Here is a 24,375-nt window from a genome sequence, read left to right as displayed (position 1 = left end):
TAAAAAATATGCATCATCCAATTGTAGGGTGGTGCATGTTTTTTATTATATGAGTCTGGTATGAAGTTTTTTAGGCTACTGTATGTTTACGATCTACAAATAATTTATAAAAAATCAAACTTAAAGCCGTGATAAATGCACAGAGCAGATAGGCAAAGCTGTAGCCCTGATGAGCAATCAGCACACCCAGCAAAATTGAACCCAGCGCAATACCAATGTCATAACAGGTAAAAAAGGTTGAGGTTGCATGTCCAATTCTGGCTTTCGGTGAATGCTGGATGGAAAGGGTTTGCAAGCATGGCTGTGCCGACCCAAAGCCCATACCGACAAATACCGCTGCAATCATCAATCCAGTCACGTTATTGATTTGGCTTAAAAAAATCAGCCCAATCGAAAATAGCGCAATCGCAGGGTAGACTACAAAATTTGGCCCTTTACGATCATAAATTTTCCCGGTGATTGGTCGCAAGCTCATCATCGAAATGGCAAAGACCACAAAGAATAAACTGGCATAGGCAAGTAAATTTTTTGATTCGGCAAAAGTCGAAATGAACGACATAATACTGGCATAAGAAAAAGAGATAATCATGGCCATAATAGAAACAGGCAAGGCTTTCTTTTCAACAAAATCATGAACAGATAATTTACGTTTAACGGTTTTAACTTGGGTTTTTATGGTTTCTTGAACTGGAATCAGGAAGCAAAATGCAAACCCTAAACAAATAATGCCAGCTAAAATCGCTGCAACCATTTGATAAGACAGTTGCTGAATCAAGCTAAGACCAATTAATGGACCCAGTACAATCCCCAGGTTGACCGACATGACAAAATATCCCATGCCTTCACCCTTACGGTTAGCAGGAATAAAGTCATTGGCAATCGGGACGGTCACGGTGGTTAAAATACTAAACCAGATACCATGAAACAGGCGGATGACTAAAAGAAAAGTCAGATTATCTGCAAAAATATAGGCAAATGAAAAAAGACAGAATAAGGTCTCTGAAATATATAGCGCTTTTTTGCGTCCAATTTTCTCAATAATCAAACCGCTAAAAGGACGAACGGCAATTGAGGAGGCCATAAATAGCGTCATGGCTAAACCTGCTTGCGCCAAGGTTCCATGTAATTCATTTACAATATAGATCGGTAAAATTGTGGTTTGAGCAAAATAAAACACAAACAAAAACAGATTGTTGGCCAGACACAGAATAAAGGACTTATTCCATAACTGTTGTGCATTTACAGGAGACATAATTGACCTAGATTCCTAAGAGGTAGACGAGTCATCAGGCTTATCGGGGCAATTATTTTTGTAAGTTAGGCAAATGATTTTTTATAATGATTGAAGATAAGTCAGATCATCGTTAGATTGTACGAATTTTAGATGATTACTGCGAAAAAGTATAGGTATATCAAGAATGAAAGACCTTAATAAATTTAATTCTCTGGTTTTATTTACTGTTAATCTCATAATATGATTTTTAGAGATGAGTTTTTCATCTCTGACATTTATTGGCTTAAAATAAAAAAATCAGCCATAACGACTGATTTTTTTAGGGATATAAACAGGATTATAAGCCTGCTTCATATTCACTGCTTGAAAGTAACTTTTCGACATCCGCCATATTGTTTGGCTTGATTTTATAAATCCAGCCTTTGCCATACGGGTCATCATTGACGAAGTCTGGATCATCTTCCAGGTCTGGATTCACTTCAACCACTTCGCCTGAAACAGGTGCATGAATATCAGAAGCGGTTTTAACAGATTCCACTACGCCGGCTTGTTCACCGGCAGTGATGTGCTGGCCGACTTCTGGCGCTTCTACATAGACCAAATCCCCTAAAGCATCCTGTGCATGGTCGGAAATACCTGTAACGACCAGATCACCTTCAATTTTGACCCATTCGTGTGTACTGGCGTACTTTAATTCTGAAGGATGATTCATTGATGACTCCTTTAAAATATTCAAATCATTTTTGCCATGTTTTATACAGGTTTTTTGATCAAAACAAAAGTTTATAAATAAGGATCTTTACGCCAATTGCTTGGACTACGGCCACTCCAGCGTTTAAATGCCCGGCTGAAGTTGGCTACATCACTATAACCCAGTTCATCCGCGATCAACTCTAGGGTGTAATCCGTCCGAGAAAGCAGCGATGTTGCATGGCGATAACGCACTTCATCCACAATGGTTGAAAAAGACGTGCCTTCGGCAGCTAATTGGCGTTTTAAAGTCCGATCGGACATATGCAGCCGATCTGCGACATTTTCGATACTTAAATAATGCTGTTCTGAATTGGTCAAAATATCACGAACCCGCATGGCCAAACGACGGCGTTCACCTAGCGCAGACAGTTCTGCTTCACATTGGTTAATCGCAATCTGGCTGGCAATCGGGTCGGCATTGACCATTTTCAAACCCAAGTATTTTTTATCAAAACTTGAGATTAAATGCGGTTGTTCAAAACGGAAATGATGCGATGGAAATTTTGCCATATAACGCTCAAAACCAAGCGGTTTCGAGAAATCAAAATCAATCTCGCCAGATAGATCATCACAGCCCGTCAAGGCTTTGGCCATGGTGACAATCCCAAAGGTCAAGGCTATGGCAATTTCAGTCCTGAGCGGCTCGATGTCAAAATCGCATTGCAATTGCAGCGTGGCTTTGTCACCAAAAGTGGAAAAATAAAGTTGTAAAAAGGGTAAACGTAGCTGAATAAAGCGGTTGGCCAAGACCAGGGCATCACTAATATCATGTGCGGTCATGATGGCATAGCCGATAAAACCATGAATGGAGATTCGCATTTGGGTACCCAAATGGAAACCTAGGGTCGGTTCACCGGTTAAACGTAACGCGTGTTTAACCAGTTCATTTGCGACAGGGGTTGGAATGCGGAAATTTGGCTCCGCCAATTGTTCACTACTTAAATGAAAGGGGGTAAACAAGGCTTCTGCATTGTAGCCCCAGCGTGACACCACATCTAAGAGCAGCAGACCGTAAACTCCCGGTATTCCTTGATCTTGTCTTGGAGAAATCGTTTTCATGCGCTATCCATTGCACTTAAGTCGTTCTTTCTATTTATTGATTTTTCATATTGGCATGAAAAGAAACAGTATCCCATTAAAATTGTTAGACAATTTTCTAAAGCCCGTAAATTAAGCGGGTTTAAATCACTTTTTAAAGACCACAATTTTGGTTGTAGAGATAAGCAAAACATCATGATTTTGATTCAATGCCTGAGTTACATAGCTCACTATAGCGCGGTCAGTTTTGGTTTTTGATGGCGTAATGGCAACAATTTCAACCTCAACATGAACTTTATCGCCAGGACGGGTGGGGCGTGGCCAGCGCAAATTGGATTCCGAACCAATCAGGCCATAAGCGACAGGAAAACATTCTGTCCATAAACGCATGGTCACGGCACAGGTATGCCAACCGCTTGCAGCAATACCTTGAAAAATAGGATGATCTTTCGCTTGGTCTTCATCAGTATGGAAAATTTGCGGATCATATGCATGTGCAAATTGCTTGATTTCGTCCAGGGTCATTTCATATTCACGGCTGATGAAACGATCACCAATTTTTATATCTTCTAAATACAGCATTAATGCGCTTCCTTTTTCTTCAATGCCTGTTGTTCTATCAAGAAACTGCCAGTTTGTCTTTGCCACAACTGCGCATAAATACCATTCAGCGCCACAAGTTCATCATGCGTGCCTTGTTCCACTATTTTGCCTTCATCCAGTACAACCAAACGATCCATTTGAGCAATGGTCGACAGGCGATGGGCAATGGCAATAACGGTTTTACCTTCCATCAAGTCATCCAAACTGGATTGAATGGCTGCTTCAACTTCAGAGTCTAAAGCACTGGTCGCTTCATCTAAAATGAGGATTGGTGCATCTTTTAAAAATACCCGTGCAATGGCCACACGTTGACGTTGCCCACCAGAGAGTTTGACACCACGTTCACCGACATAGGCTTCATAACCCGTTTTACCACGCAAGTCGGTCAGCTGGGGAATGAAATCTTCGGCTTTGGCTTTGCGGACGGCCTCAAACATTTCTTCATCTGTGGCATGTGGACGACCATATTTAATATTTTCAGCGACCGTGCGGTGCAATAAAGAGGTGTCTTGAGTCACCAAGGCAATGCTTTTGCGCAAACTGTCCTGAGTCACATCTTCAATGTTTTGACCGTCAATCGAAATACGACCTTGGTTGAGATCATAAAAATGCAGTAACAATTGAATCAGGGTCGATTTACCTGCACCGGAACGGCCAACGATGCCAATTTTTTCACCGGGCTTGATGGTTAAATTTAAATGATCAATCACATTTCTATTGTTATAGGCAAAGCTGACATCTTCAAACTTGATTTCACCCTGTGACACCTGTAAAGGCTTGGCATCTTGCTTGTCTTGAATGCTGATTGGGCGACCCATGGTTTTCATGCCGTCTTGAATGGTACCGACATTTTCAAATAAAGCAGAAGATTGCCACATCATAAATTCAGCAATGCTGTTGAGTTTTAAGATCATTGCGGTAGTCGCAGCAATAATCCCCAGCTGAGCTTGGCCATTGATCCAGAGCCAAAGAGCGGTTCCCAAAACGCCCACATATAAAACTATACTGAGTAAATTAATGCTGATTTCATACTGCACACCTAAGCGCATTTGCTTATAAACGGTGATCATGAAGCCTTGCATGGATTCTTTGGCATATTGACTTTCACGCCCCGCATGGGCAAAGAGTTTCACGGTCTGGATATTGGTATAGGCATCTGTTACGCGACCGGTCATTACCGCACGTGCATCCGCCTGTTTATTGGAAATTTGACTTAAACGTGGAATGAAATAGCAGGCAGCAATAATAAACAGCAGCAACCACAGCATCAGCGGCAAAATCAGCAGCGGGGAGATCGCGCCCAGAACAACACTGATGGTGACAAAGTAAATCAGCACATAGGCCAGCATGTCACCTAAAATCACCCAGAACTCACGTATTGCAAGTGAGGTTTGCATCACTTTGGCAGATAGGCGACCGGCAAAATCATTATGGAAAAAATCCAGACTTTGCAGCAGAAGCAGGTTGTGAAAGCGCCAACGCAGGCGCATGGGGAAGGTGCTATATAAAATTTGATGCTTGATAATCGATTGCATGCTGGCGAATAAAATATTGGCCAGCAAAATACCGGTTAAAAGGGTCAAGTTTTGTGTATGTTCGGCTAAAAATGTTTCAGGTTGACTCTTGCTCAACCAGTTCACCAAATCGCCAATTTTGGCATACAGTACAGCTTCAAAACTCGCCGCGCCTGCAGTACATAGCACCAGTAACAGCAAATAGCGGCGAACACCCGTTGCAGCTTGCCATACAAAAGGGAAAAATCGCGTTGGAAGTGGTTCGTTTAAACCTTTGGATGGGTAAGGATCGACCAGTTTTTCAAACCACTGCAACATGGGTGACGCTCCATTTTATTCAAATAATTCAATATCGGTATTATGCGATTTTTACAGTATAAACAGTATTCGATATTAACGCTTCAAGCCTTTTCAAATCGCTGTAAATCAGCATCTATGCATAACGTTTATGTTTAGGCTCTCATTTACATCACAGTAGGAAAAATAACTAAAGCTTACCGAGGATATTTTAAGATATTGCACCAAAATTGGTAGCAATTTTAAAAACTAACAAGATTATAAAAAGAGTTAAACTTTTGGCACATTCTACAAGACTAATAATTGGCTTAAAAACATGAAATCGAACTAAATCCAAGTAATTCTATAGAGCGGATCAACACAAAAATATACGATTGATCTCTACTATCCTATGCTGAATTTGGCCAAAAGATTTTCTGTTTTGCTAGTCTATTTCGCTAGGTACGCTCTAGCATAAGTTTTTATAGATTCCTTCACTCTTTCACCATGCAGCAATAAGAGCAAATAATGAGCGCGATCAAGAAAGTCGAACAACATACTCTCTACTAAGAAATAGTCTCTACCAAGCAATCAATGGGCACTTTAAGATTTAATATAAATCTTTGAAATTTAAAAATATTCATTTAAAAACAATAATTTAAATTAAAGTTCTCATGAGGGGTAAAGGGATTAAAGCATTCGGTGATATTGATTTATTATGTGCTGTATTGCTTGAGTCTTGTTAGGGTTTTAGTAATAAATGTTAATCAATTCAAAATGTATACGTTGTAGATCAATCATATATATTGATCAGGCTTACATTGAAGGAAATTGAAACAGATGCAGGCTTGGTGAATGAAATATAAAGAGTAGAGTAAATAAAGGCGTAATGAGTGCGGTAGATCCTAAACAAGTATAGGAGGTATATAAATGACGACGCGAGAACCAGCTCAACAAAATCTGAAAAAAACAGCCCAATTAACAAGAACATCCGTATAAACAACAGAAATAAAACTTTGCTCGATAACGATCCTGAATACTAATGCTTATTCATGATTTTTTTTCCTGCTCAAAGTTTTGTCAGATTTATAGTTTCATTATTTATATTTATCCTTATTAATCAAAAGGAAAGAATAATATGAACTCAAAAGACGTAAAAATTATCATTGCTGTCATCATCGCTGTCATCGTGGCAGTCATTCTTTATTCCCTCTATGAACGAAATAAAGATGAAAACATGGGAAATATGGGGAATGACCAAGGCAGTATGCTGGTTAGCCCTGTGAACAAGCTAAGCTCAAGCGCATAGCCCCAAATGACAATGCAAAAGATGGATGATTTCTAGCAATCAATTTAAACGAAAAGCTTTTTTGATGAGAACCTGGATAAGTGAAACTGGCTAGAACCGCCAATTTCCCTAAACACCCTAATGTTATAAGGAGAAAAAAGATGGCCAATCCTGATGATGAGCGTATTAAAAACAATCGAAATGACGCAAGAAAAGATTTAAATGATGATGATGAGCGAGACGCACACCCAGTGGGAACAGGTGTAGGTGCTGCAGGTGCAGCGGCTGCCGGTGCCGCAATCGGTAGTGCAGGTGGCCCAATCGGAGCTCTAGTGGGTGGAGCGGTGGGTGCAATCGTGGGGGGTGTCGCCGGCAGCGCAGCAGGTGAAGCGATGGATCCTACTGTTGAAGATACCTACTGGCGTGAAAACAGTGCTCATCAGCCCTATTATAAGTCCACACAAAATACTTATCCGGATTTGGATTATGATCGCGATTATCGGCATGCCTATCGTGTCGGTTATGAGGATTCATCTGCGTATGATTCATCCAAAAGGTTTGACGATGTAGAGCCAGATCTTCGGACTAAATGGGAACAGTCAAAAGCAGAATCCCGCCTGTCTTGGGATGAAGCTAAGCATGCTTCACGTGATGCATGGAACCGTTTGCGTCCCTAGTCGCGACTCAAATAAAATAATCACATCTAAACCAACCTTTTGAATCTTAAAGGTTGGTTTTTTTGTTTGCATATTCGATATAGTAATTAAATCTTATTTTTATCTTGATACTGTTTAAAAGCCCTCAAGTGAGAGCTGTATTTTGCAAGCTAAACTGCAAGTTAAATGTAGCTAGGTTCATAAACCAATTCCTCAACAGCCGCACCGTTCCAGAAATGTCCTTGTTTCATATTAAGAAACGAACTTGCATCGCGCTGATCATCAAACTGTTTTGCGACTAGATTATCGTTCGTCCAATACCAGGATTTACCCATGGTTTGATCCCAATTGGAGCTGGTTCAAGAATATAGATCATTCAACAGATCACGATAAGCTAAAAATTTTCCTTCCATTTTTATACAGTATTTTGCCATTCGATCTCACCTTAGACAAATATTAAACTTGTACTTAAATTAAACAGTGAATCGGGTGTAAGTGAAGGCGTTTTAGATTATGAATGGTGGTCACACTGTTAAAAGGAAGTGAGTTCAAGTAATGATTGTGAGCGTAGGGGATACAGTGTAATTACAAATCAACAGCATGCAGTTCTCGTATTTACAATGAAGGAAACTGACACAAACTGAGGCTGAGATAAAGCAGGAGAAAGGGTACATTGAGAGTGTCGTGATCAAGGCGATAGAGATTCAAAATCGAAAAGGAGGCCGTTAAACATGAGCATTCAACCACAAATTCCGCAACCCGATCAGCCAAACCAGCACATTGAGTCCCATCAACAGCCAGATGAAAAGAAAGAACCCAATCCTCCCAATCCACAGCCTGATCAACCCAACCAACATCTTCGACAGTAAAATGCCAAGAAATAATCGAATTGGAAACTTGAAGATTCATAGGATAATAAAAATCAAAACTTTCCTCGAATCTTCAATTCAGGTATTTAAAAATTAATTCATTTAAAAATAATAAATGCGAAAAATTAAATGATATAAAAAACCCCTCAATTGAGGGGTTTTTTAAAGTCAGCATAAGTTCGACATTTAAAATAAGTATGCTTAAGGAATGCTTATGGAAAACTTAATTCATAAATTGATGGTTTGATTCTGCTGCTGGTGCTGAAGCAGCCGCGAATTGCTTAAAATCGGCACCAGAAGGGGCCTGATAAACTTTCAAGCCAAACTCAGGAATAATCGCAATCAGATGATCAAAGATATCCGATTGGATCGCCTCGTAATCCTTCCATACCGTCGTATTGGTAAAAGCGTAAATCTCCAGTGGCAAACCTTCACTGGTCGGTTGTAATTGGCGAATAATTAAAGACTGATTTTGCGCGATGCCCGGATGCTGATTTAAATAAAATTCCATATAGGCACGAAATGTGCCTAAATTGGTTAAACGCCGCTGATTATATGAAGCCTGATTCGACAACTGCTGATTGAAGCTTTCCAGTTCACTATGTTTGGTATTTAAGTATTGATCGAGCAATAAAAATTCTTTGAGTTTTTGTTGCTCTTTATCCGTCATAAAGTGCACGCTACTCTGATCAATATAGATGGAGCGTTTGATGCGGCGTACACCGGCAGAAGCCATACCACGCCAGTTTTTAAAGGTATCCGTCACCAGTTTGTTGGTTGGAATAGTGGTCAGCGTCTTATCAAAATTTTGCACGGTAATGGTATGTAATGACATATCAATGACATCGCCATCTGCATTCAGAGTCGGCATTTCAATCCAGTCACCTATACGCACCATGTCATAAGATGAAATCTGCACTGAAGCGACCAGAGACAGAATGGTATTTTGGAACACCAACATCAGCACCGCAGCCATGGCACCAAAGCCTGCCAGCAAGGTAAAGACGTCTTTTTTCAGGAAGGTGCCTAAGATCATCAAGCCACAGACAATAAAGATAAGTAGCTTGATCAGCTGTAAATAACCTTTAATCGGCTTATTTCTCGATTTCGGATTACGTTGATAAATCAGGTTAAAAATACTTAAAAATTCACTGATGGCTAGCGCCAGGGTCAGGAAAATAAAGGCTTGTGCGCCCATTTGAACAAAGGTCACCACTTTGTCTGAAAGGTGCGGAACAGTCACGATGCCGTTCATAATGACAATGGCAGGTACGATATTTGAAATACGGCGAATGACGCTATGCTGGGCAAAAATGCTCGAATTAGCCGACTTCATCTTGGTGACTAGTTTACGAATACCCCCAACCACCACTTGCTTGGCAATAAAGTTTGCAAGAACAGCCAGTAAAATCAAGATACTTAAAGAGGTCAGCATCTCTAACCATGGATATTGATCTGACCAATCCTGAATATTCTGGATAAAAGCAAAATGCTGCAAAAGTACACCCTCAAAATATAAATTTAAAAATTCTTTATAGTTTATATAGTTATGTTTTATTTATGGTTAAAAATAACGTTTTAGCTACATGAAATCAAACTGAATTAACGACCGTATGGAATGTTGAAATCAGGCTATGCGTATTTTTGAAATTTTACTCAAGCTTGTTTTGGGTTTGTAGTGGATGCCAATACAGATATTGGCATCGCTCTTTCTAATGACAGATGTCGAACTTACCACATCAAATCATCAGGGATCACGTAAGCTGCATAAGGATCTTCTTCATCAGTAATCTGTTCATTCTTTTCAGAATTATTGACAATAATAAAGCCTTCCATTTTGTCATTAATACGATCTGCCAGGGCTTTAGGCAAAACAGCATAACCCTCGCTTTCTTTGGCAATCACCAAGGAGCCTGAAACCAACGCATTATAAATTTGCTGATTCAGATAAATCTTTTTGATTTTGCTCTCATCAATAAATTGATAAGACACTTCGCCGTCTATGTCGCGAATTTTATGCTGATTGATCATTTGGATAATGGCAGCTTTTAATTCTTTGCCTTGCAGCAGACGTTTCTTCTCTAAATCCAAAGCTTGATCTTTCGCGAGTTTTTTTTGCTTGTCTTGCGCAATTTTCGCCTTCAATTCAGCTTCGTTGCTTTGTCCAGTACGCTGCTCATGTACAGCCTGTTTAGACAGTTTTTTAGCCTTTTTATTATCGACTAAACCCGCTTTTAGCAATTGAGCCTGTAATGCATTTTTGACCATAATAAATTCCGAAACTACTCTTGAATACGTCGATAACGAAAATAAATAATCCAATATACGGCGCTAAGCGTCCAACTTAACAGCGCAGGGATGAGGAATGAATTTAATTTTAAATAAGGATAAATCAGGCTGGCAACTAAGCCACCCACGAAAAATCCAAATAAAATGGCTAAATGTAGAATAATCCGTCTGCGGTCTACATCCAAGCCACGTAAGCGATAACCTAACGCTAAACCTAAATCGGTCAAAACACCAGATAAATGGGTGGTTCGAATAATCGTGCCTTTATAATGACTGAACATGGCATTTTGTACTCCCATCGCCACACATGCCCAAAGCAGTGCGTAACGGGGGAAATACGGTAATAGGAACCAGCACAGGAGAATGAAAAAAGCCACCAGGCTTAAAGGGAAACCATAACGGCGCCCTAAGCTAAAGTGGCTATTTCCCAGTATTAATCCGCTATAACATGAACCGATCACATAACACAGGACAACCAGGCCCAGGTAGAGGATCTGTTCAGGTTGCCAATGCAGCAAGGCCATGGCTAACATGCTGACATTACCGGTCATATGTGAAACGGACTGATGCAAAACGGTCACCAGTCCGAGGACGTTAATCATTCCTGCATTCATTGCAAGAAAAAAAGCACCTAGTTGAACCCAAAGCGGTAAAGTTTGAAGAGGCATAACGTCATAAAAAAATCTTAATAATGACTATCTTAATCTAAACCGCGGTCTACAGCAGCAGTAAATAGCACATCTGTAGAAGAATTTAATGCCGTTTCAGTTGAATCTTGCAACACACTGATGACCATACCGATCGCAACCACTTGCATGGCGATATCTGAACTAATGCCAAATAAGCCACAAGCCACTGGAATAAGCAGTAAAGAACCGCCGGCAACACCAGATGCGCCACATGCTGAAATAGCTGCAAGTACAGATAAAACCAGCATGGTGCTGAAATCAACCGAAATACCCAAGGTATTTACAGTGGCCAAGGTGAGCACGGTAATGGTCACTGAAGCACCTGCCATATTAATCGTAGCACCGAGCGGAATAGCCACACTGGCAGTAGATTCGCTCACACCTAAACGTTTGGCCAAATCCAGGTTCACTGGAATATTTGCTGCCGAACTACGGGTGAAGAATGCGGTAATCCCACTTTCACGTAGACATTTAAACACCAGTGGATAAGGATTTGCACGGGTAACAAAGGCGACCATAATTGGATTAACCACCAATGCAACAAAGAACATCGTGCCAATCAGCACAGCCAATAATTGCGCATAGCTTTCAAAGGTACTTAATCCAGCTTCTGCAACTGTAACAGCCACCAGACCAAAAATACCCACCGGGGCAAAATTAATCACCAGACGAATCACTGTATTTACCGCATTTGCAGCATCGGTTAAGAGCACTTTCGTGGTGTCATTGGCATGACGGAATCCAGCACCCAAAGCAACAGCCCAAGCCAAAATACCAATAAAGTTCGCTTCACTAATTGCCACAACCGGGTTCGCCACAAAACTTAAAAGCAGGTTCTTTAAGATTTCAATCAGGCTACCAGGTGGTTGCAAGTCTGTATTTGCAGGGATATCCAGAAACAGGGTACTTGGAAAAACGATACTGGCAATCACTGCACTTAACGCAGCCAAAAACATCCCAGCACCATACATCACCATAATCGGTTTGATTTTCGCGCTATGTCCGACTTTAAAATTCGCAATAGACGATAGAACCAATACAAAAACCAATATAGGGGCAACAGATTTAAGCGCTTTAATAAACAAGTCGCCCAACAGGCTTAAATAGGGAGCCACATTAGGGAACAAAACAGCAACACCAATACCTAAAATAATGGCGATAATAATTCGGGAGACTAAACTCAAACGCATTAAAGCAGTGAACATAAAAGTGCCTTGTTACAAATACGAGGACTAAAAAAAATTACAAATATGCTCGCCATTTTATACCTAAAATAGTTACTGCTAAAAATTAATTTTTATATAAAAACTAACTACTTATTTTTAAAGTTGATATTTTTATTTTTAAATATTTTTTAAACTCAAAAAACCAGATATTGTGATCCTGAGACTACTTCAAAACATCATGATTGGACTGGAATTTCCCTGGAGTTTTCATTCATTACGAAGCATTGACCAGATTTCATCCAATCCATTATTTCAAATAGCCTGCACAAATAGGCTTCATAAATTTAGAGTCGTGTATTTAGCGCTATCAATTTAGAAAAACTTCAGGTGAAAGTTCTTGCATGGCCTGAAAATGCGATAGATAAATCTGACCACTTAAATGCTTTAACAGTTTTGAATGCTGTAATTTATCCATCACCGGTCCCTTAATTTCTGAAAAGTGCAATTTGATATTGAGCTTTCTAAATTCAGCATTGATATCTTCCAGCATTTCTAGGGCACTGAAATCAATTGCACTAATACTGGAACAGTTAATCACCACATGTTCCAAATCAGTATAGGGACTGATCGCATTAATTATAAAACCTTTAAAGGTATTGCTATTCAAGAAGGTAAGATTTTCATCAATCCGTAAGGAAATCACTTTGGACGAGGTCAGGACATGATGCCGTTGCACATTTCTAAAATGCTGCGTACCTTCAACCAAACCAATCACTGCAATATGCGGACGACTAATTCGCCACAATAAAAGCATGAAGGTGGAGACGATCCCAATAATTAAACCGGTGCTAATATCAATGCAGATCACGCCAAAAAAGGTAATCCACATGGCAATACCATCGGCTTTTGAATAACGCCAGGTTTCAATAAAAGGCTTGAAATCGACCAGCTTCCAGATAGAAACGATAATGGTCGCTGCTAAAATAGCCAAAGGCAAATCGCGGAAAAAACCGGTGAAATAAAGGCTGACCATAACAATCAGCAGCGATGAAAATACCCCCGCCATTGGCGTTTTAGCGCCTGAATCTGCATTTACCACTGTTCGAGATAAACTGCCTGTCACCGGAAAGGCAGAACTTAGGCCTGCACTTAAATTGGCTAAGCCTAAAGCCACCAGTTCCTGATTGCTGTTTAAGTTGCTGCGTTGTTGTAAAGCGGTTGCCTGAGCGATAGACAACGATTCGACAAAGCTAATCATGGCAATCATTGCAGCACCGGGCAATAGCGTGATGACCAGGTCCAAATTCCAAAACGGCATGGTGATAGGCGGAAGTCCTGAAGGAATTTCTCCCACAGTTTTAATGCCGATTTCTTGCAAATTTAGAAAATAAACCGCAGCAATTGAAACCACCACAAGCACTAAAGGCAACGCTTTAGAGATAAACGCTGTAGAACCGATGCGACTTTTAACCGCATTGGAACTTAAAACTTTAGGTAGATAAATCAGAAACAGTAAGGCAAGCATGCCAAAAATGAATGTCTCAATATTGCCATAACGGATATATTGCCAAAAACTGAGCAAAAATTGAGGAATATTATTGGCTTCTAAGGGCACATCGACCAGAAACTTGAATTGGCCTAATGCAATCAGCAAAGCGGAAGCAATAATAAAACTTTTAATTACCGGATGGCTAATCAGTTGAATCAGAAAGCCAAATCTAAAAATCCCGAGCAATAATGAAATGACGCCGACCATCACTGCAAGCAGACAGGCGGCTTGTATATAAACCGGAGAGCCGACTTCAAATAAGGGATTTAAAATGGCAAAGGTCATCATGGAAATAATCGCGACCGGACCGATCGATAGTGTAGGGCTACCACCCACCATCGCGTAAATAATCATCGGCAGAATGCTGGCATACAAGCCCATAATCGGAGGTAAGCCTGCAAGCATGGCATAGGCCATACCTTGCGGAACCAGCATTGCAATCACAATCAGCGCAGAAAGAAGATCTGATTTAAATTTAGCTTGGTTATATTTGCGCAACCATTGCCAGGCGGGCAACAACGTCGTTAAGCGAGTATTTAAATCTGACATATCTAAAACTAAATCACTATTTTAGATATATTATGCATAAAAAATGCTAAGAAGTCTTAACCTGATCCATCTATCGCTTTCATCTACGGATATTTTTAAGCGTTAATTAGGTTTTTAGGGCAGTAGAGCTGATATAAAGTATTTAACAGCTGCACCATTTTTTCATCCTTAATCGAATAAAAAATCTGTTTGCCGTCACGACGGGTCGAAACCACATCACTTTTGCGTAACATCATCAGCTGTTGAGATAAGGTGGGTTGATTAATTTGGGTCATTTCCTCAATTTGCGAAACATTAAGTTCTTGTTTAGCCAGATGACATAAAATAAGCAGGCGATCTGTATTGGCAAGTGATTTTAATATCGTGACTACAATATCGATAGAATCATGCATAGACGCAATTTCAAGATCGGTGTTCATACAGCATTTCCATACTACGCAACAGTAACCTACGCAGTATAATGCCTGATTAATTTCATATATTATAAAAATGTAACATTTTCAATGGTTTTTAATGAAGCTAAATATCAAATATTCTTATATCAATAAAATAAGGCATTGAGTTTAAACCAAATGCCTTATTTTAGTACGAAGATATGCGAATCTTATTTTTTAACGGATGGCTTAAATTGTTTTAATTCCTTTTCATTAAACTGCAATGCTTCGATTATGGCTTGACGGGTATCCAGATCATACCAGTTGAAAATAGCTGCCATATTTTCTTCAAAATCATCACTCAGCACAAAATGATCATCTTGAATATTTAATAAGCCATTTTGTTTCAATATAGAAATAAAGCTTTTTAAGGTTGCACTGTCAAAATAATAACCCGACTGAATTTTTTGAGTCTGGAACAGTTTTTTCAATACCGCTTTGCCCATTTTTTCCAGCTCTTTCATGGTCAGGGCTTGAGTTGGCGCATATTGCTTGAGTAATTCTGAAATCATGATCATGTTATTTAAGCTGGAACTAGATAAATGTGCCAGTGATAACAGCTTGTTTTGCATCTGTTCATCTAACACAACAGATACCGTGTTGTCTTGCTGAACAATCCAGCCCAACTGTTCTAAACTATTTAAAATTAATCCAATTTCATTTTCTAATTCATCCAGATTCCATTTTAAGAAAAACTCTTCCTTAAAATAGGGATACATATTTTTAACGCTATCGATTAAATAATGAGATGAAATCTTTTTATAAGATTGAATCAGCATGGCGATTAATGCAGGAACGATAAAACAGTGCAGAATATTATTGCTAAAATAACTTAACAGGATTTTTTGGCTTTCCGAAACACGAATCCAGTTTTCATTATTTTGACTGAATGTTTCAACCTGTTTTAACTTTTTGGAATATTGAATAATTTCAGCGCTGGATAATTCCGTCATCATCATTCTTTGATCGTATTTCGTGTCATTTAATAACTGACGATATTGATCAATCTGCGAGATTAAATCCTGTTCACTTAAAGCATGATTTTCAACATTGAGTAAAATCAGTGAAATGAGTGAAATAGGATTAACCACAACCGCTTTATTAATATTTTCTAGAATTGAACTCGCGACCTGATTGACAGTTTGAACTACAGGCTGCGGTAATTCATCATCAATATTGAGTTTAATTTGATCGGCTTGATTATCGGTTAAAATCTTATCCAGAAAAATGGGTTCGCCAAAATTAACATGAACCTGCCCAAAAACTTTTTCAATTTTACGCGCTGAACTTAAAATGCCCCAGATCGATTCGGCTTCCTTGGGCTTGCCATTCAGTTCATTTAAATAAGAAGTTCCTTCCATCAGCTTTTCATAACCAAAATAGGTCGGAATAAAAGCAATCGGCTTGGTCGCGCCACGTAAATGACTTTGAACCGTCATCGAAAGCATGCCTTTTTTAGGCGGCAACAATAAGCCTGTGCGTGAACGTCCACCTTCAATAAAATATTCCAAAGGCGTGTTGCGTGATAAAAGGCTATGCAAATATTCTTTAAATACGGAAGTATAAAGTTCGTTGCCGCTAAAGGTGCGGCGAATAAAATAGGCACCGCCGCCACGCATGATTTGACCGACAATCGGCAGGTTTAAATTAATCCCGGCGGCAATATGCGGAACCATGAGTCCACGGTTAAAAATCACATAAGAGAGCAGTAAATAATCGATATGGCTACGATGGCATGGGGTATAGACAATTTCATAATCCTTGGCCAATTCACGCACTGTATCGAAATTATGCACTTCAATCCCGTCATAAAGTTGGGTCCATAACTTGGTCAGGGCAAGCTCGGCAAATCGTAAAGTTGAATAGGAAAAATCCGAAACCACTTCGGTTAAATAACCTTTGGCGCGATTTTCCGCTTCAAACATACTGATTTTATGATCAATACTTTCTTTGCGAATGGCATCCTGAACCGTTTCAGTTTTCATTAACTTGTTAATGAGATTGCGACGGTCGGATAAATCGGGGCCTAAAATCGCTTCTTTATGTTTATTGAAATTGGTATTGAGTTCTTTGACAATCGAATGGGCGGGAGAAAAGTTGGGATGCTCAATTTTGGCATTTTGAATAGCCGATTTGAGTGAAATCGGCTTATGAAATTCAATGTAGTTTTCACGGCTATATAAAGAAATATTTAAGGCCTGTTTTAATTTCGATGGGGTAGACCAGGCATCGGAAAATAAAGCCTTAAACCAGGAATCTTCATATTCAGGTGAACGTCCCCATAAAACCGTTACCGGCACCAGTTCAATATCGTATTCAGGATATTTTTCTAAAACTTCAATCAGGCGAATGAGCTTGGCAGAATAATGATAAGCCTCATTTTTGGAACTCGGCGCATTTAAAGCCAGGATCGCGTCATCCTCTTTAAATTCCTGAATCATTAATGGCGCAAAAACTGAAGGCAGTTTGCGCACTTTCGCTTCACTATCGATTAATACGGTATTGCTGAGTGAGGCATCTTGCAAGACATAACAAATTAATTTCTTATCCAGTTGCTCTTCTCTATTTTTTTCTAATTCTTCTGTATTGCCTAAGACTTGAGGAGTCACGATTTTATCGAGGATTTTTTGCGTAAATTGTCGATAGAATCGGCTATAACCCTTATTAGACATTTGCTTCCCTAAAATCAGTTTTCATTTGATGGATATTGTGTGCAATAACAAGAATAAATACAAATCTTATTAATGGCAAATACATCATTTAAGTTGTAACTATTTAAGAAAAACCAAGAGCATACAAGCTAAAAAAAATCTTTATTTTTTAAGCTTAAACAGAAAGTTTAAATACAACAACTGCAATAGAAAAACTTATCTTAAAGGTCTAAATGGCTTATGATGAAAGCATGGCTTTAAAATCAAAAGATCGCTCAAGGAGTTAAAATGAGTACAGATTCTGCATTTGCAGCACCAAATAATTTAGGCATTGCGGTTTATAGTAATAATGCTGAATCGATTGGCAACACCCCATTAATTCGCATTAACCGCTCAATTTCTTCAGCTGCGACGGTACTGGCTAAAATTGAAGGCCGTAATCCGGCATTTTCAGTAAAATGTCGTATTGGCGCCGCTTTAATTGCGGATGCTGAAGAAAAAGGTTTGCTTAAACCGGGCATGCATATTGTCGAGCCGACCAGTGGTAATACCGGCATCGCACTTGCATTCGTAGCGGCTGCAAAAGGTTATGACATTACATTAACCATGCCTGCAAGCATGAGTGTTGAACGTCGTAAAGTGTTAAAGGCATTTGGTGCAAATCTGGTCCTGACTGAACCAGCTAAAGGCATGAAAGGTGCGGTGGATGAAGCGGTTCGATTAGCCACTGAACAGCCTGAACTGTATTATTTGCCGCAACAATTTGAAAATCCGGCCAATCCTAAAATTCATGAGCAAACTACCGGTCCTGAAATATGGGAAGCCACTGGCGGTAAAGTTGATATTTTAGTTTCTGGCGTAGGCACAGGCGGTACTATTTCCGGCATTTCACGTTATTTTGAGCAGGTAAAAAACCAGCCACTTTATTCGGTAGCCGTTGAACCTGCTGAATCGCCAATTATTGGACAAACCAAACGTGGCGAGCCATTAACTCCGGGGCCGCATAAAATTCAGGGCATCGGTGCAAACTTTATTCCAAAAAATCTGGATTTAGATTTGGTGGATGAAGTCATTGCGATTGAAAGCTCAGCCGCAATCGAATGGGCGCGTAAAACTGCAACCCATGAAGGCATTTTGGTGGGTATTTCAAGTGGTGCCGCAATGGCAGCAGCAGCTCAACTGGCAGCGCGTCCTGAAAATGCCGGCAAAACCATTGTGGTGATTTTACCGGATGCAGGTGAGCGTTATTTATCCTCTGTATTGTTTGAAGACATTTCTGCCGATTAATGCGGTACGAATGTTTCTGATGAATAAAAAGGCTGAAGTTAATCTTCAGCTTTTTTATTAAAGATATACGAGTCACAAAATTTTAACGGATAAACATTTTTAAAATCAGTTTTTGAATAAAGGTGCCATAAGGCGGATAGAACAAATACATCAGGCTAAATTTCGGTCGGTTAAACACGGCTTTGGCATGACTAAAGGTGACAAATCCTTCATAGCCATGATAATTGCCCATTCCCGATGTACCCACACCGCCAAAAGGCAAATCTTCCTGTCCGACATGAACCAGAGTTTCATTCAGGCAAACACCGCCACTGTGGGTGTGCATGAGTACTTTTTGCTGCTCTGACTTGTTATAACCAAAATAATATAAAGCCAGAGGACGTGGCCTTTGATTAATATAGTCAATCGCTTCCTCGAGCTGCTGGTAAGTCACAATCGGCAAGAGGGGACCAAAAATTTCATTCTGCATCACCTGCATATCATCTGTGACATTGCTTAAAACATAGTGCGCTAAACGCCGTCCTGAAGAAGGCTCGGTAATGACATTCACAGTCGCATTTTTCGCAGTTGCATCTTCAATATATCCATTTAAGCGATTGAGCTGTCGTTCATTAATAATTGCGGTGTAATCCGGGTTATCAGCTAATTTCGGGAAAAATTCCTGAATGGCGCTCGAATATTCCTCAATAAATTGAGCCTGTAATTGTGCAGGAATGAGCACATAGTCGGGTGCAACACAGGTCTGTCCGGCATTCATGGCTTTACCAAAGGCAATCCGCCGCGCACTCTCACGAATATTGGCATCGGCTAGAACCAGCGCCGGAGACTTTCCACCGAGTTCCAGTGTCACTGGCGTGAGGTTGTTGGCAGCGGCACGCATGACATGTTTACCCACTTCACTGGCACCGGTAAACAAGAGGTGATTAAAAGATAATTGGGTAAATTGCTGTGCAACTTCTGCATCACCATTGACCACACAGACCAAATCTTCAGGAAAGGCTTGCGCGATCAGTTGTTTAAACAGGGCTGAAAATTCAGGCGTATATTCACTCATTTTCAACATCACTCGGTTGCCTGCAGCGAGGGCCTGGCAGAGGGGGCCAATGGCTAAAAATAGCGGATAATTCCACGGAACCACAATACCGACCACACCGACCGGTTGATACAAGACATAACCTGTCGCGGGTTGGAAAAGAATACCAATATGACGTTTGCTGGGACGCATCCATTTTTTCAAATTTTTTAACGCATATTTAATCCCGAATACACTGGTCATGACCTCAAACATTTCGGTTTCAGAATAACTCCGGTTAGAAAAATCATGATTAATGGCTACATTAATCTCGGTCTTATTTTGCAGAATCAATTGCTGCAAGGTTTTTAGATGCTGCCTACGCTGTTCCAGACTCGGGTAACTGTTTTCAATAAAGGCCTGTTGCTGTTTTTCGAATAATTGTTGTAACTCGATCGAGGCATTTTGATCTGTACTTTGATCTGCATTTTGATCCATTTTGTGATTCAACATCTTACATATCCTTTGTCGGTGCTGAGAGAATAACCTGAATTTTTCATGATGCTTTGCTTATTCTCAGCTTACTTATAACTTTGATTTTTTTAGAAATATTACATGCCAAGTTTAAACACATCATCAAGTCATATTATGAATGAAGTAAGAATAAACTTGGTTTGTTGTTTGAATTAAGCATGCAACTGCTTGGCGCGTATCATATCCACGGCTTTTTCAGCAATCATGATGGTCGGTGCATTGGTATTGCCATTGACCACATTCGGCATGATGGAAGCATCGACCACGCGTAAATTTTCAATGCCATAGACACAAAGCTGCGGATCGACCACGGCCATCTCATCAACACCCATTTTACAGCTTCCCACAGGGTGATACACGGTATCCGAGCGTTGACGCAAAATATGCCGAATTTCGTCATCGCTTTTGACCAAATTACAAAACAGGTCTTTTTTATGCAGTATTTTCAATGCCGGTGAATGCATCAATTTTTGCGTGACTTTATAGGCATTGACCATATCTTCAATGTCATCTGCATGATCAAAGAAATTTGGGTCAATCAGTAGTGGATCTTCAATACTTGGGCCACTGATTTTAATGCTACCGCGACTTTTTGGATTGAGTAGACAAACATGACAGGAAATACCGTGACTGGCATGAAAAGTGCGGGCATGGTTATCGACCAAGGCGGCCACAAAATGCAGCTGTAAATTCGGAATGTCTTTTTCCGGCGTACTTTTTAAAAAGCCGCCACATTCGGCAAAGTTGGTGCTGAGCATGCCACGGCGCTCTTTACGGTAGCGTGAAATTTGTTTCATCAGGTCGATTGTACCGGCCAGTGACACGCCAAACGTACCGGCAATCTCACTGACGGTATAACTGAAAATAAAGTCAGGATGATCGTGGAAATTTTTACCGACACCGGGTAGGTGTTTGGTCACATCAATTTGATGCTCAAGCAGCTCTTTTTTATCGCCGATGCCCGACAACATTAAGATCTGCGGCGAATGCATGGCACCTGCGCTGAGCAGCACTTCTTTACTGGCCCGCAACTGTTTGATTTGACCGCCATGTTTAACCTCAACGCCCACCGCAACCTGATTTTCAATTAAAATACGCTGCGTCGATGCATGGGTAAAAATGGTCAGGTTGGGACGTTCCAAATGCGGAAACACATAGGCACGTGCCGCGCTACAGCGCTCACCATTAATATGCGTGACCTGATAAACCCCTAAGCCTTCTTGTTCAGCCCCGTTAAAGTCATCCAGAATTTTATAGCCTTGTTCTTTGGCTGCGGTAATATAACGCTCATGCCATGGGCTATCGGTGCGTAAATTCGCCACCGACAATGGCCCAGTATTGCCATGATATTCATTTTTAATATCCTGGTTGTTTTCCGAGCGAATAAAATAGGGCAGTACCTCCTGATAACTCCAGCCATGATTGCCGAGTTCTGCCCACTGGTCATAGTCTTTTTGATGGCCACGCACATAAATCATCGCGTTAATGGCAGATGAACCGCCTAAACATTTTCCGCGCGGTTGATAGCCTTTACGACCATTCAGACCTTTTTGCGGCACAGTTTCAAAGGCCCAGTTATTGATTTTGGTGGGAATGCTGATCACGGCTGCGGCAGGTGTATTGACTGTCCAGCTATTGCCATGACTACCAGCTTCTAATAAACACACTGAAATATCTGGATTTTCTGATAAACGTCCAGCCAAAACACAACCGGCACTGCCGCCACCAATGACAATATAATCAAACGTCTGGTTTTGCATAGAGGATCTTCTTCCTGTTATTTATTCTTGAATATCATTTTTGTTTTAAGTGATATTTCTATTGTTTTTATCACCTATTAAAACTCATCTTACCGAAGCCTTAAATGAAAAGATATATAGTTTAGATCCTGATTCATAAAATAAAAAATATTTTATTCTTATTCACAGTTATATGATTAAGCACCAATTTAATTACAATTCCCTGCCATATTCGGTATAAATGAACATTGGAAATATGTCGAAAAAAGCAGATGATATGGCAGCTGTAAAAAATACAAGATTAGGGATTGTGATACGTGTTTGAGCTTGACTGTAAATTACTCAGTGTTTTTCTTTATATCTATAAATATAAAAGTGTTTCTGTTGCAGCTGAATATCTGGCGATGAGCCAACCGGCGGTCAGTAATATCCTGAATAAAATTCGACAGCATTATAACGATCCGCTTTTTCTAAGAATTGGCAATGAAATGGTGCCGACCGAACTGTCTAAACAGCTTTTCCCTTTGGTGAGTGAGGCGCTAAGCAAGGTCGAGATCATTAATAATTTCACCATTAATTTTGACCAGTCAACTTCACAGCAGAAATTTACCATTGCCATGACCGATGTGTCGCATCTGGTGTTATTGCCGAAAATTTCGCAGTATTTAAAACAACATGCTTCAAACATCCGTTTGAATGTTCGTGCGATTACTTCTGAAACCAGTTATCAAATGGCCAATGGTGAAATTGATTTAGCCATTGGTTTTTTACCGCACCTGGAAAATGGTTTTTATCAGCAGAAATTATTTGAGCAATATTATGTGGTGATCGCGTCTAAGGATCATCCAAGGCTCAGTGGAAACAATTTAAGCACTGAACAATATATTAGTGAATCGCATATCGATATTGATGCGGGAATGGGGCATTACCATATTGAAAATGAATTATTAAACCTGGAATTAAAACGTAATATTCTGATGCGTCTACCGAGTTATTTAGGGGTGGGACTGGTGGTTCAGGAAACCGATGCGATTGCGACGGTGCCTTATTATTTAAGTAAGGTTTTATTGTCTAGGGGCAATTTGCAGGTTTTAGAGGCACCGATTACCTTTCCAAGCTATGCGGTAAAACAATATTGGCACATGTCTTGCCACCATAAAACCAGTCATCAATGGCTACGTCAGATGTGCCATGAATTATTCAGTCATATGAACGAACTCGATGGTTCGGCTCATGGCATTATTCAGCGATAATTCAGTAATAATAACCACAAGCGCAATCATGGAATCATGGATTGTATTAACTCACCGAAGAAATTTTATCAGGCGTCATCAGCGCCTGATTAATATACAGCTTGATTAAACGTTCACGCGAACCAATGGATTTTTGATAATGGGTTGAATTGAGTAATAATGATGCACCATAGGTTACTGTCCAGATATAAGATAAATAATCGCGAATCGACATGGCGCTATCGAGTGATTTTAAATATTCATCGGTCATGTCTTTGATTTCAATAATCCGTTCTTCACGCACCTGATATAATTCTTCAAATAATTCTTTTAATTTTCTTTCATTATTGGTTAATCGGTCTTCAATCACATGTAATAAAATCGTGCGGTTGGAATTTAACATGTTGTACAGCATGTACTGCGAAACATAGGTTTTAATATTATTTTTATATTTCTTTGAAATTTCTAGCAGTCTTTTTTCATTCAGGATAATCAGCTCTAAATACAGCTGATTCTTGCTTTTAAAATGCTTGTAAATTGTACCCTTGGCAATATCCAGTTCAGAGGCTAACTCGCCTAGGGTAATATCCTGATTGTTATCCAGCAACAGCGTTTCTGCCATAGCTAAAATTTTCTCTTTACGTAATAGAAAATTTTGTTGGCGTACTGTATTCATTGCAATCGTTCCAAGCAGATATTAAAAAAAGCGCCTACAACATATATCAATAAAATCGTGATGACCATTCCACCATTGTCGGGTAGGGGTAAAAATAAATCGTTAAAATAAATCTTTTTATTTAAAACTATTCTCGATTGCATAGCGAAAATTAAAAGTCAATAAATGAGAACCTTAGAGGTCAATAATCGTCAATAAAATTCCAATTGGGTAATAATTATTTTATTGTCTTTTTGCGCTGAAAAGTGAAATCACCGATTAAGCGCAAATAGAATAATGTTCTGATCAAACAGTATTTCAACCGTACATTTAAAGATTAGGTTTAGGATGAATCGTT

The 24,375-nt window shown here is 39.8% G+C and carries 21 protein-coding genes; 5 read left to right on the top strand and 16 right to left on the bottom strand.

The genetic code is table 11. The features are described 5' to 3' along the window. Nucleotides 1–70 precede the first annotated feature (70 nt). The 5 genes from E0H81_RS08065 to E0H81_RS08045 form a co-directional block, all read right to left on the bottom strand. Complete coding sequence (locus E0H81_RS08065) at nucleotides 71–1,252, bottom strand: MFS transporter (RefSeq protein ID WP_131318032.1); 1,182 nt, start codon at nucleotides 1,250–1,252, stop codon at nucleotides 71–73. A 319-nt stretch (nucleotides 1,253–1,571) separates the two neighbouring features. After that, complete coding sequence (gene gcvH, locus E0H81_RS08060; RefSeq protein ID WP_131318030.1) at nucleotides 1,572–1,946, bottom strand: glycine cleavage system protein GcvH; 375 nt, start codon at nucleotides 1,944–1,946, stop codon at nucleotides 1,572–1,574. 71 nt (nucleotides 1,947–2,017) lie between these two features. Next, a complete protein-coding gene (locus tag E0H81_RS08055; protein ID WP_131318028.1) occupies nucleotides 2,018–3,046 on the bottom strand; it encodes a helix-turn-helix transcriptional regulator in 1,029 nt (342 codons plus the stop codon). Nucleotides 3,047–3,172: 126 nt separating this feature from the next. After that, a complete protein-coding gene (locus tag E0H81_RS08050; RefSeq protein WP_131318026.1) occupies nucleotides 3,173–3,607 on the bottom strand; it encodes a MaoC family dehydratase in 435 nt (144 codons plus the stop codon). After that, nucleotides 3,607–5,460, bottom strand: a complete 1,854-nt coding sequence (locus E0H81_RS08045; protein WP_131318024.1) for an ABC transporter ATP-binding protein — start codon at nucleotides 5,458–5,460, stop codon at nucleotides 3,607–3,609. Before E0H81_RS08045 ends, E0H81_RS08050 begins: the two co-directional genes overlap by 1 nt. A 1,096-nt stretch (nucleotides 5,461–6,556) precedes the next feature. Between E0H81_RS08045 and E0H81_RS15935 the strand changes: the two genes are divergently transcribed. Beyond that, nucleotides 6,557–6,727 carry a hypothetical protein gene (locus tag E0H81_RS15935; protein ID WP_165492606.1) on the top strand — a complete coding sequence of 57 codons (171 nt, stop codon included), beginning with the start codon at nucleotides 6,557–6,559 and terminating at the stop codon, nucleotides 6,725–6,727. A 140-nt stretch (nucleotides 6,728–6,867) separates the two neighbouring features. Continuing rightward, nucleotides 6,868–7,383 carry a hypothetical protein gene (locus tag E0H81_RS08040; RefSeq protein WP_131318022.1) on the top strand — a complete coding sequence of 172 codons (516 nt, stop codon included), beginning with the start codon at nucleotides 6,868–6,870 and terminating at the stop codon, nucleotides 7,381–7,383. Between the two features lie 161 nt (nucleotides 7,384–7,544). Here E0H81_RS08040 and E0H81_RS15930 read toward each other — a convergent pair whose 3' ends face one another. Beyond that, on the bottom strand, nucleotides 7,545–7,697 hold the full coding sequence (locus tag E0H81_RS15930) for a hypothetical protein (protein WP_165492605.1): 153 nt from the start codon (nucleotides 7,695–7,697) through the stop codon (nucleotides 7,545–7,547). A 396-nt stretch (nucleotides 7,698–8,093) separates the two neighbouring features. Here E0H81_RS15930 and E0H81_RS15925 point away from each other — a divergent pair, with 396 nt between their 5' ends. Next, the gene (locus E0H81_RS15925) at nucleotides 8,094–8,231 is read left to right on the top strand and encodes a hypothetical protein (protein WP_165492604.1); all 138 of its coding nucleotides are present in this window, start codon (nucleotides 8,094–8,096) and stop codon (nucleotides 8,229–8,231) included. A gap of 223 nt (nucleotides 8,232–8,454) precedes the next feature. Here the strand turns inward: E0H81_RS15925 and E0H81_RS08035 are convergent, their stop codons facing one another. The 7 genes from E0H81_RS08035 to plsB all read right to left on the bottom strand — a co-directional run bounded on the left by E0H81_RS08035 (nucleotide 8,455) and on the right by plsB (nucleotide 17,579). Beyond that, complete coding sequence (locus E0H81_RS08035) at nucleotides 8,455–9,729, bottom strand: mechanosensitive ion channel family protein (protein ID WP_131318021.1); 1,275 nt, start codon at nucleotides 9,727–9,729, stop codon at nucleotides 8,455–8,457. A gap of 233 nt (nucleotides 9,730–9,962) precedes the next feature. After that, on the bottom strand, nucleotides 9,963–10,499 hold the full coding sequence (locus E0H81_RS08030) for a DUF2058 domain-containing protein (RefSeq protein ID WP_131318019.1): 537 nt from the start codon (nucleotides 10,497–10,499) through the stop codon (nucleotides 9,963–9,965). 14 nt (nucleotides 10,500–10,513) lie between these two features. Further along, entirely contained in the window at nucleotides 10,514–11,188 is a 675-nt protein-coding gene (locus tag E0H81_RS08025; RefSeq protein ID WP_131318017.1) for a YoaK family protein, read from the bottom strand. A 32-nt stretch (nucleotides 11,189–11,220) separates the two neighbouring features. After that, nucleotides 11,221–12,414 (bottom strand): serine/threonine transporter SstT, encoded by a 1,194-nt coding sequence (sstT, locus tag E0H81_RS08020; protein WP_131266153.1) that lies wholly within the window; start codon nucleotides 12,412–12,414, stop codon nucleotides 11,221–11,223. A gap of 328 nt (nucleotides 12,415–12,742) precedes the next feature. Further along, nucleotides 12,743–14,473, bottom strand: coding sequence for a SulP family inorganic anion transporter (locus tag E0H81_RS08015; RefSeq protein WP_131318015.1), 1,731 nt, complete (start codon nucleotides 14,471–14,473; stop codon nucleotides 12,743–12,745). A gap of 95 nt (nucleotides 14,474–14,568) precedes the next feature. Next, complete coding sequence (locus tag E0H81_RS08010; protein ID WP_131272079.1) at nucleotides 14,569–14,892, bottom strand: ArsR/SmtB family transcription factor; 324 nt, start codon at nucleotides 14,890–14,892, stop codon at nucleotides 14,569–14,571. 185 nt (nucleotides 14,893–15,077) lie between these two features. Continuing rightward, nucleotides 15,078–17,579: a glycerol-3-phosphate 1-O-acyltransferase PlsB gene (gene plsB / locus E0H81_RS08005; RefSeq protein ID WP_131318013.1), complete on the bottom strand. Its 2,502-nt coding sequence runs from the start codon at nucleotides 17,577–17,579 to the stop codon at nucleotides 15,078–15,080. 267 nt (nucleotides 17,580–17,846) lie between these two features. Here plsB and cysK point away from each other — a divergent pair, with 267 nt between their 5' ends. Continuing rightward, nucleotides 17,847–18,845 carry a cysteine synthase A gene (gene cysK, locus E0H81_RS08000; protein ID WP_131318011.1) on the top strand — a complete coding sequence of 333 codons (999 nt, stop codon included), beginning with the start codon at nucleotides 17,847–17,849 and terminating at the stop codon, nucleotides 18,843–18,845. Between the two features lie 82 nt (nucleotides 18,846–18,927). On the opposite strand, the gene E0H81_RS07995 is transcribed toward cysK, so the two are convergent. Further along, nucleotides 18,928–20,370: a coniferyl aldehyde dehydrogenase gene (locus E0H81_RS07995; RefSeq protein WP_244926513.1), complete on the bottom strand. Its 1,443-nt coding sequence runs from the start codon at nucleotides 20,368–20,370 to the stop codon at nucleotides 18,928–18,930. 173 nt (nucleotides 20,371–20,543) lie between these two features. Then, nucleotides 20,544–22,151 carry a GMC family oxidoreductase gene (locus tag E0H81_RS07990; RefSeq protein WP_131318009.1) on the bottom strand — a complete coding sequence of 536 codons (1,608 nt, stop codon included), beginning with the start codon at nucleotides 22,149–22,151 and terminating at the stop codon, nucleotides 20,544–20,546. A 296-nt stretch (nucleotides 22,152–22,447) separates the two neighbouring features. On the opposite strand from E0H81_RS07990, the gene E0H81_RS07985 reads away from it, so the two are divergent. Further along, complete coding sequence (locus E0H81_RS07985; protein WP_131266159.1) at nucleotides 22,448–23,383, top strand: LysR family transcriptional regulator; 936 nt, start codon at nucleotides 22,448–22,450, stop codon at nucleotides 23,381–23,383. A 46-nt stretch (nucleotides 23,384–23,429) separates the two neighbouring features. Here E0H81_RS07985 and E0H81_RS07980 read toward each other — a convergent pair whose 3' ends face one another. Further along, complete coding sequence (locus E0H81_RS07980) at nucleotides 23,430–24,038, bottom strand: TetR/AcrR family transcriptional regulator (RefSeq protein WP_131318007.1); 609 nt, start codon at nucleotides 24,036–24,038, stop codon at nucleotides 23,430–23,432. Between the last annotated feature and the right edge of the window lie 337 nt (nucleotides 24,039–24,375).

Source organism: Acinetobacter terrestris (assembly GCF_004331155.1).
Taxonomy (GTDB): domain Bacteria; phylum Pseudomonadota; class Gammaproteobacteria; order Pseudomonadales; family Moraxellaceae; genus Acinetobacter; species Acinetobacter terrestris.
The sequence above is the reverse complement of the archived record's forward strand: the minus strand, read 5'-3'. Positions and strand labels throughout refer to the sequence as shown.